Here is a 14057-nt window from a genome sequence, read left to right on the forward strand (position 1 = left end):
TAATGCGCAGCGCATCCAGGAAAATGACCGGGTAGAACTCGTCTAGCTGGCGGTTTTGCCAGACCATGACCTCATCGAGGACGGCATCGGTAACCGCGGAAATCGTCTCATGGGAAATATCAACACGCATCGCCGTTGCCATATGGTGCTGGATGTCCCTAATTGTCATCCCACCGGCGTACAAGCTGACTATCATGTCATCGACATCAGTCAAGCGCCTAGAACCTTTAGGAACCATAGTCGGCAAGAATGTTCCAGCCCGATCGCGTGGGACATCAACGGTGACTGGCCCGTAGTTAGAATCCACGGTCTTTGGATATGACCCGTTGCGGTGATTGTCTGTTCCAGCAGCAGCTTTAGCGCTCCTGTCGCCAGACTCGTAGCCCAGGTGGGCATCCATTTCAGCGTTGAGTCCCCTGGTAATCGAGGCTTGCAACATGCCGCGAACCAGGTCATTGGCATCCGTTGTGGATGTGCCTAGGTCATCAATCAGCTTCGCGATTTCAGGGTTAGCAAGCAGCTTCTTTTCAATCGCATCAATCTTGGCCTTATCAGCCGGATCTCGTCGTGCCACAGTAGTCATTCTGGTCCATCTCCTCATGCGGGTTAGGTACCCACACACAAACCATCAGACACTCTCCAACGCCCACCGCGCCGGCCTGCCACGGGCGGAGCCGCTCTTTCAAAAACACCATGCCGAGGGCGACCGACACCAAGGGATTGATGAAATACCCCAGCGCCGCATCGGCCACGTGGTTGCTATTAATCGCCACCACGTAGGTACCCCAATTAACCGTGATGAATACACCTGCGGCCGCGAGCCAACCCCACGTGCGCTTGTCCATGCGCGCCATTTCGCGCCACCGGCCGCCGAGGAGCAAAAATCCGGTGACTAAAACCGCGGTCCACAGCACGCGGTGGGCCAAGATTTCCAGCGGCGATGCCGGCAGCAACAGAGGGAAGAACGCGGGGAAAAATCCCCACATGATGTAGGCGGCGAGCGTGTAGAGCATCACAAAATAATAGCCCATTTTGACCGCCCCGCTATGATGAGCCGCATGGCCAAAAACTCCTCCTTCGTCCACCTGCACAACCACACCGAGTTTTCCATGCTGGACGGCATGGCCAAGGTCGATATGCTGGCAGACGAGGTGGTCCGCCAAGAAATGCCGGCCGTCGGCATGACCGACCACGGCAATATGTATGGCTCTGATGCCTTCTACCGCCGCATGACCGGCGCCGGCGTCAAGCCCATCATCGGCATCGAGGCGTATATGGCGCCCGAATCCCGCTTCAATAAAAAGCGCGTGCTGTGGGGCACGCCGGATCAAAAGCGCGATGACGTCTCCGCCTCCGGTGCCTACCTCCACCAAACTATGATTGCGGAGAATGCCACCGGCCTGCGCAATCTCTTTACCTTGTCCTCGCTTGCTTCCTACGAGGGTCAGTTGGGCAAGTGGCCGCGCATGGACGCCGAGCTCATCGCCGAACATGCCGACGGCATCATCGCCACCACCGGTTGCCCTTCTGGCGATGTCCAGACCCGCCTGCGCCTCGGCCAGTTCAACGAGGCGCTGGAGGCCGCGGCCATGTGGCAGGACATCTACGGCAAGGACAACTTCTTTTTGGAGTTGATGGACCATGGGCTGGACATCGAAAAGCGCACGCGCGATGGCCTGCTAGAAATCGGACGCAAGCTGGACTTGCCGCCGCTGGTGACCAATGACTGCCACTACGTGTTGGAGTCCCAGGCGCCTGCGCACGAGGCGATGCTGTGCGTGCAGACTGGCAAAACTTTCATGGACCCGGACCGCTTCAAGTTCGGCGGCACCGGCTACTACATTAAGTCGGCCGCGCAGATGCGCGAGACCTGGGACGATATGATTCCAGACGGCTGCGATAACACCCTGTGGATTGCCGAGCGTGTGCAAGACTACGGCGAAATCTGGGAAGAACACACCCACGATCGCATGCCTATTGCCGACGTCCCCGAGGGCCACACCCCAACCTCCTGGCTCACCCATGAGGTGATGGAGGGTCTGCAAGCGCGCTTCCCCGGCCGTGATGTTCCGGAGGAGTATATCGAGCGCGCCAAGTATGAGATCTCCGTGATTGAGATGAAGGGCTACCCGTCCTACTTCCTCATCGTGGCCGAGCTCATTAAGCACGCGCGCTCCGTGGGCATTCGTGTGGGGCCGGGCCGTGGCTCGGCGGCCGGCGCGCTCGTCGCCTACGCGCTGACCATTACCAATATCGACCCGCTGGAACACGATCTCCTCTTCGAGCGATTCTTGAATCCAGAACGCCCGTCCGCACCCGATATCGATATCGACTTCGATGACCGCCGTCGCGGCGAAATGATCACCTATGCGGCCGAGCGCTGGGGTGAGGACAAGGTGGCGCAGGTGATTACCTTCGGCACGGTGAAGACCAAGCAGGCCATTAAGGACTCGGCCAAGGTGCACTTTGGCCAGCCCGGCTTCCAGATGGCCGACCGCATCAACGGCGCGCTGCCGCCTGCCATCATGGCCAAGGACATTCCGCTCAAGGGCATCACGGACCCGGACCACGAGCGCTACTCCGAGGCCGCCGAGGTCCGCCAGATGGTGGAATCCGACCCAGATGTGAAGAAGATTTATGACACGGCGCGGGGGTTGGAGGGCGTCGTCAGGCAGGCGGGCGTGCACGCCTGTGCGGTGATTATGGCCTCGGTTCGCCTCATGGACCACATCCCCATGTGGAAGCGCCCGGCCGACGGTGCCTATATCACCGGCTGGGATTACCCGGCCTGCGAGGCCATCGGCCTGCTGAAGATGGACTTTTTGGGCCTGCGCAACCTCACCGTTATCGGCGATGCGATTGAAAACATCAAGCGCAACCGCGGCGAAGAAATCCACCTAGAGCAGCTGCATGCTGACGACCCCAAGGTCTCCAAGGTCTATGACCTGCTCTCGCGCGGCGATACGCTGGGCGTCTTCCAGCTCGACTCCGGCGGCATGCAAGAGCTGCTCAAGCGCATGAAGCCGACCGGTTTTAAGGATATTGTGGCCTCCCTTGCGCTCTACCGCCCTGGCCCGATGGGCGTGAACGCCCACTGGGACTACGCGGACCGTAAGAACGGCCGTAAGGAAATCACTCCAATTCACCCGGAGTTGGAAGAGCCGCTCAAGGAAATCCTGGATGAGACCTACGGCCTCATCGTCTACCAGGAGCAGATCATGCGTATCTCGCAAAAGGTCGCCAACTACACGGCCGGCGAGGCAGATGGCTTCCGTAAAGCAATGGGTAAGAAGAAGCCCGAAGTGCTGGCCCAGCAGTACGACAAGTTCTGGGGCGGTATGCAAGAAAACGGCTACTCCAAGTCCGCCATGGATGCGCTGTGGGGCACCATCGAGCCCTTCGCGTCCTACGCGTTTAATAAGTCCCACGCCGCGGGCTACGGCTTGGTGTCCTTCTGGACGGCCTACCTCAAGGCCTACTATGCACCGGAGTACATGGCTGCGCTGTTGACCTCGGTGGGCGATAAAAAGGATAAGTCCGCCATTTACCTGTCGGACTGCCGCCACCTGGGCATCAAGGTGCTGCCGCCGTCCGTCAATGAGTCCGAAGAGGACTTCCAGGCGGTGGGAGAGGATATCCGCTTCGGCATGGGCGCTATCCGCAACGTTGGCTCGGAAGTGGTGGAATCCATCATCAAATCCCGCCACGACAAGGGCGCGTTTACCTCGTTTAGTGACTACCTGGACAAGATCGAGCTCGCCGCCTGCACCAAGCGCGTGACAGAAGCGCTCATTAAGGCCGGCGCCTTCGATGACTTGAACCACCCGCGCAAGGGCCTCATGCTCATCCATGAGGACGCTGTTGACGCGGTGCAAACCACCAAGAAGGCCGCGGATAAGGGACAGTTCGATCTCTTCGCTGGAATTGGCGGGGGAGAGGACGATGCGGCCTCCAACGCCTTTGCCTTGGATATTCCAGAAGACAACTGGGATCGTAAACACGAACTTGCCCTCGAGCGCGAGATGCTGGGCCTTTACGTTTCCGGCCACCCGCTCGATGGCTTCGAGGAGGCGCTGGCCGCGCAGACGGATACGCCGCTGACCAAGATCCTCAACGACGAGGTCCATAACGGCCAAGAGCTCATTATCGGTGGCATTATTTCGGGCGTGGACCGCCGCTTCTCTAAGCGTGATGGTTCGCCGTGGGCCATTGTCACGGTGGAAGACCACAACGGCGCGCAGGTGGAAATCCTGGTCTTCAACAAGGTGTACTCGCTCGTCGCCCCGCAGATTGTGGAGGACAATATCATCCTCGCGCGCGTGAACGTCAAGGTGCGCGATGAGCGTCGCTCCCTGTTCTGCTCTGATATCCGCGTCCCAGACCTCGGTCCTGGCGGTGGCGCCGGTCTGCCGCTGCGCCTGACTTTGCGCACGGATCAGTGCACCATGGAAAACATTGCCCGGCTCAAGCAGGTCCTGCTCAAAAACCAGGGCGAGTCAGACGTGTACCTCGAGCTTGTCGACGGCTCCGAGTCCACCACCATGATCCTCGGCGACCACCTGCGCGTGGAGCGATCCGGCAACCTCATGGGCGACCTCAAGGCCACAATGGGCGCGGGCATTTTAGGCTGAATTTAAACTCGGCGGCGGCAGGCGCCCTCCACTAATCTAGACAGCACAGTCTATATCGATGGAGGAAACCTGATGGTTAACAAGATTCGTACCACCCACGTCGGCTCACTGCCGCGCACCCCGGAGCTGTTGGAAGCCAACCTGCAGCGCGGGGAGCTGCCGGCCGCGGAGTTTCAGGGGATTTTGGAGGCTGCGGTGGCGGACGTCGTCAAGCGGCAGCTCGATCTCGGCCTCGATATCATTAACGAGGGCGAGTACGGCCATATCACCTCTGGCGCGGTGGATTATGGCGCGTGGTGGAACTATTCGTTTAGCCGCTTGGGCGGGCTGACGATGACGGATACCGACCGCTGGGAATCGGCCGAGGTGGTGCGATCTAAGCCGGGTGAGCCGCGGCTGACGTCGTTTATTGATCGCCGCGACCGCGCGTTGTTCTCGGAGGCCTATAATGATCCGGATTCTGGCATCTTCACCGGCCGCGCCAAGGTGGCGAACCCAGAGTTCACCGGCCCTGTAACCTACATCGGCCAGGACGAGGTTGCCGCCGATGTTCGCCTGCTTGCCGACGCCCTCCCAACCGGCACCCCCGGCTTCATCGCCGCCCTTTCGCCCGGCTCGGCAGCGCGCCTGACCAACCGCTACTACGACGATGAGCATGAGCTGCTTGCCGACGTCGGCCGTGCCATGCGCACCGAATACCAGGCCATCACCGATGCTGGGCTTACTGTGCAGTTCGACGCGCCCGACCTGGCCGAGGCTTGGGACCAAATCAATCCGGAGCCGTCGGTCGAGGACTTCCGCGGTTTTATTCGCGAGCGTATCGACGTCCTCAATGATTCCATCTCTGGCCTGCCCAAGGAACAAACGCGCCTGCATATCTGCTGGGGCTCCTGGCACGGCCCGCACGTTACCGACGTGCCCTTTGCGGATATTGTCGAGGAAATCCTGCGTGCCGAGGTCGGCGGATTCTCCTTCGAGGCCGCTTCGCCGCGCCACGCGCATGAGTGGCGCGTGTGGCAGGATCACGCGCTGCCGGAGGGTACCGTGATTTACCCGGGCGTGGTCTCGCACTCCACCAACGCGGTAGAGCATCCGCGCCTCGTGGCCGATCGCATCATCCAATTCGCTGAAGTAGTCGGCCCAGAAAACGTCATCGCGTCGACCGACTGCGGCCTGGGCGGCCGCCTGCACCCCCAGATTGCTTGGGCGAAGTTGCAGTCCTTGGTCGAGGGCGCGGAGATTGCTACCCGAGAACTCTTCTAAAACGCATAAAGCCGCTCCGGAGTTCCGGAGCGGCTAGATTATTCAGTGCTTAGAAGCGCACGCCCAGCTGCTTGAGGGCATTCTTCATCGGCTCCAGCACAGCCGGGTTCACCTTGGCAACCATGGTGAAGGCCTGCAGCAGCGCAGCAACGAGGCTGGCGGCCACGGTAACCCAGCTCATGACCTCGAGGAACTTCTCTGGGGAGGAAGAACCCCAGATAGGAAGCTTCTTGAGTGCCTCGATCTGTTGCGCCTCTGCCTCCTCGGCCACACAGTCCGGTTCCTTTGGCATTCCGGAAGAGCCGTAGCCGTTGGCCAGGCCCTGCATGAGCTCCTGCGGCGTGCGGGCGGAAGATCCGAGCTCGCCGTTCTTGATCTTCTCGAGGTGTTCTTCCTTGGCGTTGTCGACCTCGGCCTGGCATTCAGCCGAAATCTCCTTCGCCTTATCTTCTGCGGCAGAAGCGGTAGCTGGTGCAACGAGGCCCGCTGCCACGGCGGTGGCGGCGACGAGCGAGGTGCTGAGACGGTTGCGCATGGTTCTCCTTTAGAGTGAGAGGTATTAGCCTCAAATAATTTAGCAGGTAAACCCCGGAAGGTCTATGGCAAAAGCTTGCGCACCTGCGCCGGCAACAGCGCATAGAACTCGTCAACGGTCTTCGGCAGGAAGCCCAGCGCCCCGCCAATCAGGGCGCCAAGACCTACCAAACCGGCCACGATGCCCACGCCGGCAGCGACGCTGCTGCCGCTGCTGCCGTTGCTGGAACCGTTGGAGCTGCTGGATGCGGCAGGGGAGTCGGCGTCGTCGGGGGCGTCGGCAAGCAGGTCCTTGACGGAGAACACGGTGGTGGTGCCGGAGACCTCGTTGCCGGCGATGAGGAGTGCGTCATCGGTAGGGGAATCTGCAGCGGGAACGAAGGCTAGCCCCTCTGGTCCGAGGTCGCCGGCCTTGGTGGTGGCAGCGACATCGTCCTCGTCGTAGCCAACGGAGAAATCGCGATTATTGACGTAGGTGACAAACTGTGCCTCGGCGGGGGTGGTTACGTCGTAGACAAAGATGCCGCCCACGCGCTCTGCGCCGATGAAGGCGTAGGTGCGATCGCCAACCTTGCCGATGGTCAAGGCTTCCGGCTCTGGTCCCTTGTTATCGGAGCGGTCATCGAAATCCGGATCCTCGTTATCGGCGTTGAAGTTAAGGCCGGGCATATCCTTGGTGATGTTTTCAAAGTCCGCACCGGAATCGAAGACGACGTTTCCCTCGGCGTCGTAGATGCTAAAGGAGCGCGAACCATAGGAATACAGGCCGTCGAAACACTCCTTTTCTTCGTTCCAGCCAGAAGCGTTGGTGAGCTTGAGGTTGCCGGCAAACTTCTTATCCTCAATGCCCTCGGGGAGCTCGAGGCCGTCGCAGACCTTGCCGTCCTTTACTAGGTCCTTGAGCTCTACTTCGTCGGTATAGCCTCCCCACTCGCGGGCATCGCCCTCGTTGGCGGTGGCGAAATAGGTCTGACCTTCTGCCTCGAAAGCGCCGATGGAGTCCGGCATGGACAGGCCCTTGACCGGGATGGTGCGCAGCTCCGCCACGTCATCCTTATTGGACGGATCCACCGGCACTTGGGAGTGGTCTGCAATATGAGCGGGGATTACCTTTTCCACGGTGGCGGATTCGATATCGATGACCGCGATGGCGTTGTTTTCCTGCAGCGTGGCATAGGCCTTGCCGCCCGCGGAAGAAAGGTATTCCGGTTCGAAGTCCCGCGAAGGCAGGTTATGGTGCGCGGAGGGGCCAAAGACGCGGATTGAGGGGTCGAGGTCAGCGGCGTCAAAGGCGGTGAAGTCGGCAGTGCGGACGTCGCTAAGCGCGGGCGCCGCGACGTGCTCGGGCAGGCTGATGACGGAAATGGAGCCCTCTGGGTCCTTGAGGTAGGCCGTGCCCTCGGCGTTGAGGGCGTCGGAAGGCTCGCCTTCGTTGGCAACCAGTGCGTGGCGGCCGTCGGCGGTGAGGTGCACGTTATCGGGCAGGGCGCCAACGCCTACGCGTCCAAGCTCCTCGCCGGTTTCGGCATTGAAGAACAGCGCCTCGCCGTTGTCGGTTTTGTCCGCCTGCTGTACCGCGGCGACGGCCAGGCCATCGGGGCGCACGGCCACGGAGTTGATTTCCTTGTCCCCGCCGGCGGATATGGCGCCGATCTTGCGCGGCTGGGTGGGATCGGAGGCGTCGAGGATATCGACCTCGCCGGAGCGCGCATTGACGGTGAGGATGCGCTGGGACGCAGCGTAGTAGGTGACGATTTCGGCGGTGGATTTGCCTAGGACGCCGGATTCATGGGAACCGATGGGAGTCAGCTGTAGTGCGGCGTTGGGGGCGGAGTGTTCCAGCACGTTATCCACGATGTGGGCGTGTGCGGCCGGGGCACAGGCGAGGACGAGGGAGGAGGTAACGCAGAGAGCGATGCGCTTGAGCATAAATTTTCCTTTCTTGTGGTTATGTCCACTATTGCTGATGGAGGTAACGGTGCAACTAAAGGACAGTGAATTTCCAGTGAATGGGTAGACTGTCAAGACATGACTGATTCGACCATCCACGCATCCGATATCCAGCAGGCGCAGGCACGGATTAGCTCGGAAATCGCCCCGACTCCGCTGCAGTACTGCGCCCGGCTGTCGGCCGAGACGGGCTGCGAGGTCTATCTCAAGCGCGAGGATCTGCAGGACGTGCGTTCCTATAAGATTCGCGGCGCATTAAACGGTATGTCGAATGTTCCCCAGGAAGAGCGCGGCCGGGGAATTGTTACGGCGTCGGCCGGCAATCATGCGCAGGGCGTGGCCTATGCCTGCCGCACGATGGGCATTGCCGGCAAGATTTTCGTGCCGGAACCCACGCCGATGCAAAAGCGCGACCGCATCCTGGTCCACGGCGGCGACCAGGTGGAACTGGTGGTGGTCGGCGCCAACTTCGATGAGGCAGCTGCCGCCGCGCATGCCGACGCCGCCGAGCGCGACGCCACCTTCATCGAGCCCTTCGACGCCCGCGACACCATCACCGGACAAGGCACCGTCGCGGCGGAGGTTGTGGCACAGCTTTCAGCCAAGGGCAAGTCGCTCGATACCATCGTCGTTCCTGTGGGCGGCGGCGGCCTGATTTCTGGCATTACCTCCTACGTGGCGGATATGGCGCCGCAGACCCGGGTGGTGGGTATGGAGCCGGAAGGGGCGGCGTCGCTAAGAGCGGCGTTTGACCACGGCGGCCCGGTGACGCTGGAGGAGGTCGACCCCTTCGTGGATGGCGCGGCCGTCAAGCGCCTAGGTGCGCTGCCCTATGAGATTTTGCAGGCCAATCGCGAGCGCCTGAGCTTCGACACCGTGTCCGAGGGCGCAGTGTGCACGGACTTGCTCAATCTGTATCAAAATGAGGGCATCATTGCGGAGCCGGCCGGCGCACTGTCGGTGGCGGGCCTGCACCAATTGGACCTGGAACCAGGCTCGACGGTGGTGTGCGTAATTTCCGGCGGCAATAACGATGTGCTGCGCTACGCCGAAATCATGGAGCGCTCCCTGGTCCACCGCGGCCTGAAGCATTATTTCCTGGTGAATTTCCCGCAGGAGCCGGGCCAGTTGCGCCACTTCTTGCATGAGATTTTGGGCCCGACCGATGACATCACGCTCTTTGAATATCTCAAGCGCAATAACCGCGAGACGGGCGCTGCGCTGGTGGGCCTGCAGCTTAGCCGTGCCGAGGATCTCGAGGGCCTGCTAGAGCGCATGGGAGAATCCAAGATTTCGGTGCAGTACCTCAAGCCCGGCACCCCCGAGTACGAATTCCTCGTGGCCTAATGCAAGATTCTTATCGTCGCCCAGTAGGCCAGGTCGAACACGAAATTGAAATTAAGCGCTCCCGGTTCATTACCTTGATTGGTCGCGTTACCAATGAGGAAGAGGCCCGCGCGTTTATCGACGCCGCCCGCAGCCGCTTTCCCGACGCCCGCCACCATTGCTCCGCCTATGTCTATCACGTTGATGGCGCGAACCCAGTGGAGCGATCCTCTGATGATGGCGAGCCCTCCGGTACGGCCGGAAAGCCGATGCTAGACGTGGTGAAGGGCTCCGGCATGCTCGATGTGTGTGCGGTAGTCGTGCGCTACTTCGGCGGCATCAAGCTGGGCGCCGGCGGGCTGGTGCATGCCTATGGTGGTGCGGTGAGCGAGGCCATGGAGAAGGTGCGGTCGGTAACCAGGGCGCGCCGGGAGCTTTATGCCGTGGAGTGCCCACATGCGACGGCCGGGCGGGTAGAGGCGGACCTGCGTGGGCGCGGTTATGAGATAACCGATACCGCCTATGCGGCCGCGGTCACCTTTACCGTGGCCGTGCACCCAGGCGGGCTGGACGAGCTGGAAGCAACGCTGGCAGCGATCTCGCAGGGCCAGCTCGAGGCGGCAGAGGCCGGCAGCGCGTGGGTTGAGGTAGGATCCTGACCATGAGTATGCAGCAACGACCGAATAACCCCATTGCGCAGCGCAAGCAGCAGGTGCGCAAGCACTCCCGCAACGCTGTCGTATGCGTGGCCGGCGGCATCGGTGTGGGCGTAGTGCTCGGCGTGCTTTCGGTTAACTTCTGGGCCTGGATGCTAATTGGTGCCATCGTCGCCGTCGCAGGTGGCGGCTATAACTGGCTAAAGATCCAGAAAATCGTCAACGAGAACCACAACCAGTACTAGATGCCGGCACCGCAACCTAGCGGCCGCCCCGTCAGGATCGATGCCTGGGTGTGGGCCGTTCGCATGTTTAAAACCCGGTCTGCGGCCGCGACCGCCGTGCGCGCCGGGCACGTAAAGATCAACGGCGAGGCCGTCAAGCCCTCCCAACAGGTGGTGCCGGGCGACCGCGTGCGCGTATGGCGCAACCACCACGAGCATGACCTCGAGGTTTTAGCGACCGTCGCCAAGCGCGTCGGCGCGCCCGTCGCGCGCACCTGCTACACGGACCATGCGCCACCGCCGCCGCCCAAGGAGTTTATGCCGTCGGTTCCCGTGCGCCCGCGCGGTGCTGGCCGGCCGACGAAGAAGGAACGCCGCGACATGGAGAAATTCCGCGGCGGTTTCCGGTAAGTTGTCGAAAATTACCGCGCGGCTAGTGGACAGCGCGTAGCGCTTTCAGGCGCGCAGTAAGCCGCCGCTTGCGGCCCGGGCGGTCGCCGGATTCGGCGGTGGCCTCGATGTGTTGCTTGCCAAATTTGTTGAGCAGGAGGTCGTCGATAAGCCGCACCTGGCCGGGGCGGAAACGGTAGCGCATGGCGTCGTGGACGTGGGCAATGGCGGTGTCATCCAGCAACTGCTCAAGCTGGCCCAGGTGGCGCACGCCGTTTTGCTCTAGGAGCTCCGCCAAGAAGCGGTAGTGCTCCGAGCGTGAGAGCGGGAAGCGGTTACCCAAAATGATGGCGAGCACGCCCGGCAGGGTTTCGGCGGTAAGCTCGACGTCCTTGTCGGTTTCTGTATCGGGGGCCTTGAGCGCGGCGATCTCATCGAATTGCTGGTCTGCAAGCTCGATAAGCCCCGCGGCCAGGGTAAACAGGCGGTCAACTTCCGGCGAGGGCGGGTTCGGTCCCTGTTTATAGCGGATATCGTGCTCAAACTCCGCCCACGCGTGCTGCAGGACGGTGCGAATTTGCACCTCAAAGGTCCATCCCACGTAGGCGGCGAGCTCTTCCATCGCAGCCGCGCTATCTTCGGTCACGGTAAGCACCAGGTGGTGGGAGCCGTAGCCAAAGCCGCCGGAAATGCGAGTTTCGGCCGCCTTGTCAACGGAGCGTTCAACCTTAAAGGATTCACCAAAAACGCCTAGCGCTTCTGGAATAGCGGTGGAGTGATACAACGTCACACGCACGCCCATCACATCGTGGATCTCTTGCCAGGGCTGGGGATAGACAAAATCGCCGTTCTCGCGGCGCTTTTTGGCCTTCGCCTTCAGTGAGGGCCAGGTTTTGACGCGGGTAGAGACGCGGTCGAAGATGATGCCGGCGTCATTGAGGAGGTCCTCGATGGCGGTGCGGAAGTCCACCGCGGCGGTGGGGTGGCTGCGCGCCCAGTCGTGGTACTGATTGCTCAGCCGCGACATCCTACTTTCCGGCATGGTGCTCCTTTCATAACTCCCGCGGGAATCCGTTAGACCATACTAGCGGGCGTGGGTGGAGCACGGTGCGATGGCGGGGCACGCGCGCGACGGCATCGGCGGCCAGCTGGCGGGCATAGGTGTCCGGCAGGTGGGCAAAGGCAAAGAGCGTAGCGGAGTCCGGAACGAGGTAGGTCAGGGAGTGCGATCGCAAGAGGCGGCGCATGTGCTTGTCCAGCACGGTAAAGGTCTCTGGGTGGGCAATCCAGGAGGAAATCGGTGCGCCGTGGGAGCGGACCTGCAAGCCACCGAAACGGGCGGCGGAAGGAAGCTCGCAGGCGGCGGGGCGGGTCCAAAAGCGCAGCCCTTGCGAATCGAGTGCGGCGCGCTGCAGGTTATGGGAGGCGTGGTTCCATGCTCGGCGCGCGGAGATATCCATGTCCGCGAGGCCGCGGTGGCTGAGCCGGCGAAAGGTCTGCTTGCCAGGAAAGACCAGAGCCATGGACAGGCTGGGGGAGAGCTGGATGGTGGCGAGGGAGTCGCAGAAGCCGTCGTCAGAAAGCCGCTGTTCTTTCAGCCACGAGCGGGCAAAGAGCGCAGGCAGAAGGTTTGCGGTGGTGGGACGAGGCGGGCGCAGGGCGACGGTCACGGCGGTTTCTCCAGTGTGGCGGTAGGGTGCGGTCGCCTTTATTGGACTGGAGAAACCGCCGTTTGGTTCCCCGGGGGCCTAGAAGGGCGGCTCGGCGTCGAGTTGCAGCTCAGCAAAGAGCTTATCGGCCGGCCAGATGTCGATTTCTTGGCCCTTGGCCTGCAGCTCCTCCGCGCGCTTTTCCTTGGAGGTTTTCTTGGCCCATTCGCCCACGATGAGCAGGGTGGACTTTTTGGTGACGTTCTTTGCCACTTGGCCGCCACGCTCGGCGATGCCCTGCCACAGCACGCCCTTATCAAAGGGCTCGAAATCGCCGGTGAGGGTGACGTGCTGGCCGTAGAGTGCGCCTTCCGGGTCGGCGTCGGGGTTGGGCTCTGGGATTGTGTCCGGGGTGGCGACGGACTGCCACGGGGCGGGCCCGCGGGACTTCTTCTGTGCGGAGCCGGCCGCACGGGTCTGGTCGCGGAAGTCGGTCCCAGCGCCGAGATCCGCGCCGGAGGTGGGGGCGGTGTGGGCACGTAAGACAGGCAGGATGGCCTCGGAATCGAGGCGGCCCAAGGTGAATTCGCGTGCGGTGAATAGGTCGCGGATGCTGCCTGTGTGCCCGAAGCGCTCGGCCAAGCGGGCGATGATTTCGCCGGCCGCACGGGCATCCTCGGTGGCGTCGTGGTGGCTGAAGTCCGGCGCAGACAGGTGGGCGGCGACGGTGGGCAGTTTATGGTTGCGTACCGAAATGACCTTGGCCTTGGAGGCATCGCGGGACAGCGCGAGGGAGCAGGCCAGCGGCACGGTGGGCACCTCGGCGCCAGCAGTAAGCAGGCCGGAGCGCAGTGCGGTGGAATCAAACTGGGCGTTGTGCGCGACAAGCACGTCGCCGCCGAGGAAATCGAAGAGCTCCTTGGCGACGTCGGCAAAAGCCGGCGCCCCTTCCACATTGTCCGCGGTAATGCCGTGGATGGAGACGTTGATATCCGCGAAGTGCTCGAGGCCTGGTGGAGGGGTGCACAGCCAGGACCGGGAGGCGGTCTCCTGGCCATCGCGGAAGCGCACCGCGCCTATTTGGCAGATAGAACCCCAGTTGTCGTTGGCCGTTTCCACGTCCACGGCAGTGAAATCAAGGCCGGGGATGGTGGCGGCGGAAGAGGGTGCTTCGCCGCGCTGTGCGGCGGAAATGGCGCGGGCGACGGCCTGCGGGTCTTGGTGCGGGGCGAAGGCGATAGTGCCGGCGGCGCCCAAGTCTAGGGCGCCGAAGCCGGTGGGGGTCGGTTCACTCACGTGCACGGTGTCGATGGACTCAAGCGGGATATCTTCAGTGGCGGGGGCACCGAGGCTGGTAGCCAGCAGGGTGCGGTGGAGCACGAGTTTATCCGCTGTGACATCGATGAGTACGCCGTGCGCGGGAAATGACACGAG

Annotated in this window: 12 protein-coding genes and 1 pseudogene; 6 read left to right on the forward strand and 7 right to left on the reverse strand. The window is 62.1% G+C overall.

Translation table 11 applies throughout. The features are described 5' to 3' along the window. Both MHY22_RS00005 and MHY22_RS00010 read right to left on the reverse strand, forming a co-directional pair. Positions 1–583: transposase (locus MHY22_RS00005; protein ID WP_239277362.1), on the reverse strand; the 583-nt coding region annotated here is incomplete at its 3' end. Between the two features lie 58 nt (positions 584–641). Then, positions 642–1013 (reverse strand): annotated as a pseudogene (locus MHY22_RS00010) (EamA family transporter); the annotation flags it as partial. A 45-nt stretch (positions 1014–1058) separates the two neighbouring features. Here MHY22_RS00010 and dnaE point away from each other — a divergent pair. Together dnaE and MHY22_RS00020 are read left to right on the forward strand one after the other, a co-directional pair. Next, entirely contained in the window at positions 1059–4631 is a 3573-nt protein-coding gene (gene dnaE / locus MHY22_RS00015) for a DNA polymerase III subunit alpha (RefSeq protein WP_239277363.1), read from the forward strand. 72 nt (positions 4632–4703) lie between these two features. Continuing rightward, the gene (locus MHY22_RS00020) at positions 4704–5894 is read left to right on the forward strand and encodes a cobalamin-independent methionine synthase II family protein (RefSeq protein WP_239193209.1); all 1191 of its coding nucleotides are present in this window, start codon (positions 4704–4706) and stop codon (positions 5892–5894) included. A gap of 49 nt (positions 5895–5943) precedes the next feature. Here the strand turns inward: MHY22_RS00020 and MHY22_RS00025 are convergent, their stop codons facing one another. Together MHY22_RS00025 and MHY22_RS00030 are read right to left on the reverse strand one after the other, a co-directional pair. Further along, positions 5944–6429, reverse strand: a complete 486-nt coding sequence (locus MHY22_RS00025; protein ID WP_239277365.1) for a hypothetical protein — start codon at positions 6427–6429, stop codon at positions 5944–5946. A 62-nt stretch (positions 6430–6491) separates the two neighbouring features. Continuing rightward, positions 6492–8357, reverse strand: a complete 1866-nt coding sequence (locus tag MHY22_RS00030; RefSeq protein WP_239277366.1) for a choice-of-anchor I family protein — start codon at positions 8355–8357, stop codon at positions 6492–6494. Between the two features lie 99 nt (positions 8358–8456). Between MHY22_RS00030 and ilvA the strand changes: the two genes are divergently transcribed. Genes ilvA through MHY22_RS00050 form a run of 4 tightly spaced genes read left to right on the forward strand, consistent with a single transcriptional unit; the run spans position 8457 to position 10995 of the window. After that, on the forward strand, positions 8457–9725 hold the full coding sequence (gene ilvA / locus MHY22_RS00035; protein ID WP_239277367.1) for a threonine ammonia-lyase IlvA: 1269 nt from the start codon (positions 8457–8459) through the stop codon (positions 9723–9725). After that, the gene (locus tag MHY22_RS00040; protein ID WP_239277369.1) at positions 9725–10363 is read left to right on the forward strand and encodes a YigZ family protein; all 639 of its coding nucleotides are present in this window, start codon (positions 9725–9727) and stop codon (positions 10361–10363) included. The genes ilvA and MHY22_RS00040 overlap by 1 nt, the downstream gene beginning before the upstream one ends. Positions 10364–10365: 2 nt before the next feature. Then, positions 10366–10605 carry a hypothetical protein gene (locus MHY22_RS00045; protein ID WP_239277372.1) on the forward strand — a complete coding sequence of 80 codons (240 nt, stop codon included), beginning with the start codon at positions 10366–10368 and terminating at the stop codon, positions 10603–10605. Continuing rightward, a complete protein-coding gene (locus MHY22_RS00050) occupies positions 10606–10995 on the forward strand; it encodes an RNA-binding S4 domain-containing protein (RefSeq protein ID WP_023021235.1) in 390 nt (129 codons plus the stop codon). It abuts the gene before it with no gap. A gap of 22 nt (positions 10996–11017) precedes the next feature. On the opposite strand, the gene MHY22_RS00055 is transcribed toward MHY22_RS00050, so the two are convergent. The 3 genes from MHY22_RS00055 to MHY22_RS00065 all read right to left on the reverse strand — a co-directional run bounded on the left by MHY22_RS00055 (position 11018) and on the right by MHY22_RS00065 (position 14054). After that, the gene (locus tag MHY22_RS00055) at positions 11018–12016 is read right to left on the reverse strand and encodes a GTP pyrophosphokinase family protein (RefSeq protein ID WP_239277373.1); all 999 of its coding nucleotides are present in this window, start codon (positions 12014–12016) and stop codon (positions 11018–11020) included. Between the two features lie 10 nt (positions 12017–12026). Then, entirely contained in the window at positions 12027–12644 is a 618-nt protein-coding gene (locus MHY22_RS00060) for a hypothetical protein (RefSeq protein ID WP_005328828.1), read from the reverse strand. A gap of 78 nt (positions 12645–12722) precedes the next feature. Then, a complete protein-coding gene (locus tag MHY22_RS00065) occupies positions 12723–14054 on the reverse strand; it encodes an exonuclease domain-containing protein (RefSeq protein ID WP_239277375.1) in 1332 nt (443 codons plus the stop codon). Between the last annotated feature and the right edge of the window lie 3 nt (positions 14055–14057).

The sequence above is a fragment of the Corynebacterium sp. ACRPO genome, assembly GCF_022347205.1.
Lineage (GTDB): Bacteria > Actinomycetota > Actinomycetes > Mycobacteriales > Mycobacteriaceae > Corynebacterium.

Excerpts from the sequence above, each read along its gene's own strand:
- dnaE (WP_239277363.1), top strand. The coding sequence starts at position 1,059 with ATGGCCAAAAACTCCTCCTTCGTCCACCTGCACAACCACACCGAGTTT.
- MHY22_RS00020 (WP_239193209.1), top strand. The coding sequence starts at position 4,704 with ATGGTTAACAAGATTCGTACCACCCACGTCGGCTCACTGCCGCGCACC.
- MHY22_RS00025 (WP_239277365.1), bottom strand. The coding sequence starts at position 6,429 with ATGCGCAACCGTCTCAGCACCTCGCTCGTCGCCGCCACCGCCGTGGCA.
- MHY22_RS00030 (WP_239277366.1), bottom strand. The coding sequence starts at position 8,357 with ATGCTCAAGCGCATCGCTCTCTGCGTTACCTCCTCCCTCGTCCTCGCC.
- ilvA (WP_239277367.1), top strand. The coding sequence starts at position 8,457 with ATGACTGATTCGACCATCCACGCATCCGATATCCAGCAGGCGCAGGCA.
- MHY22_RS00040 (WP_239277369.1), top strand. The coding sequence starts at position 9,725 with ATGCAAGATTCTTATCGTCGCCCAGTAGGCCAGGTCGAACACGAAATT.
- MHY22_RS00045 (WP_239277372.1), top strand. The coding sequence starts at position 10,366 with ATGAGTATGCAGCAACGACCGAATAACCCCATTGCGCAGCGCAAGCAG.
- MHY22_RS00050 (WP_023021235.1), top strand. The coding sequence starts at position 10,606 with ATGCCGGCACCGCAACCTAGCGGCCGCCCCGTCAGGATCGATGCCTGG.
- MHY22_RS00055 (WP_239277373.1), bottom strand. The coding sequence starts at position 12,016 with ATGCCGGAAAGTAGGATGTCGCGGCTGAGCAATCAGTACCACGACTGG.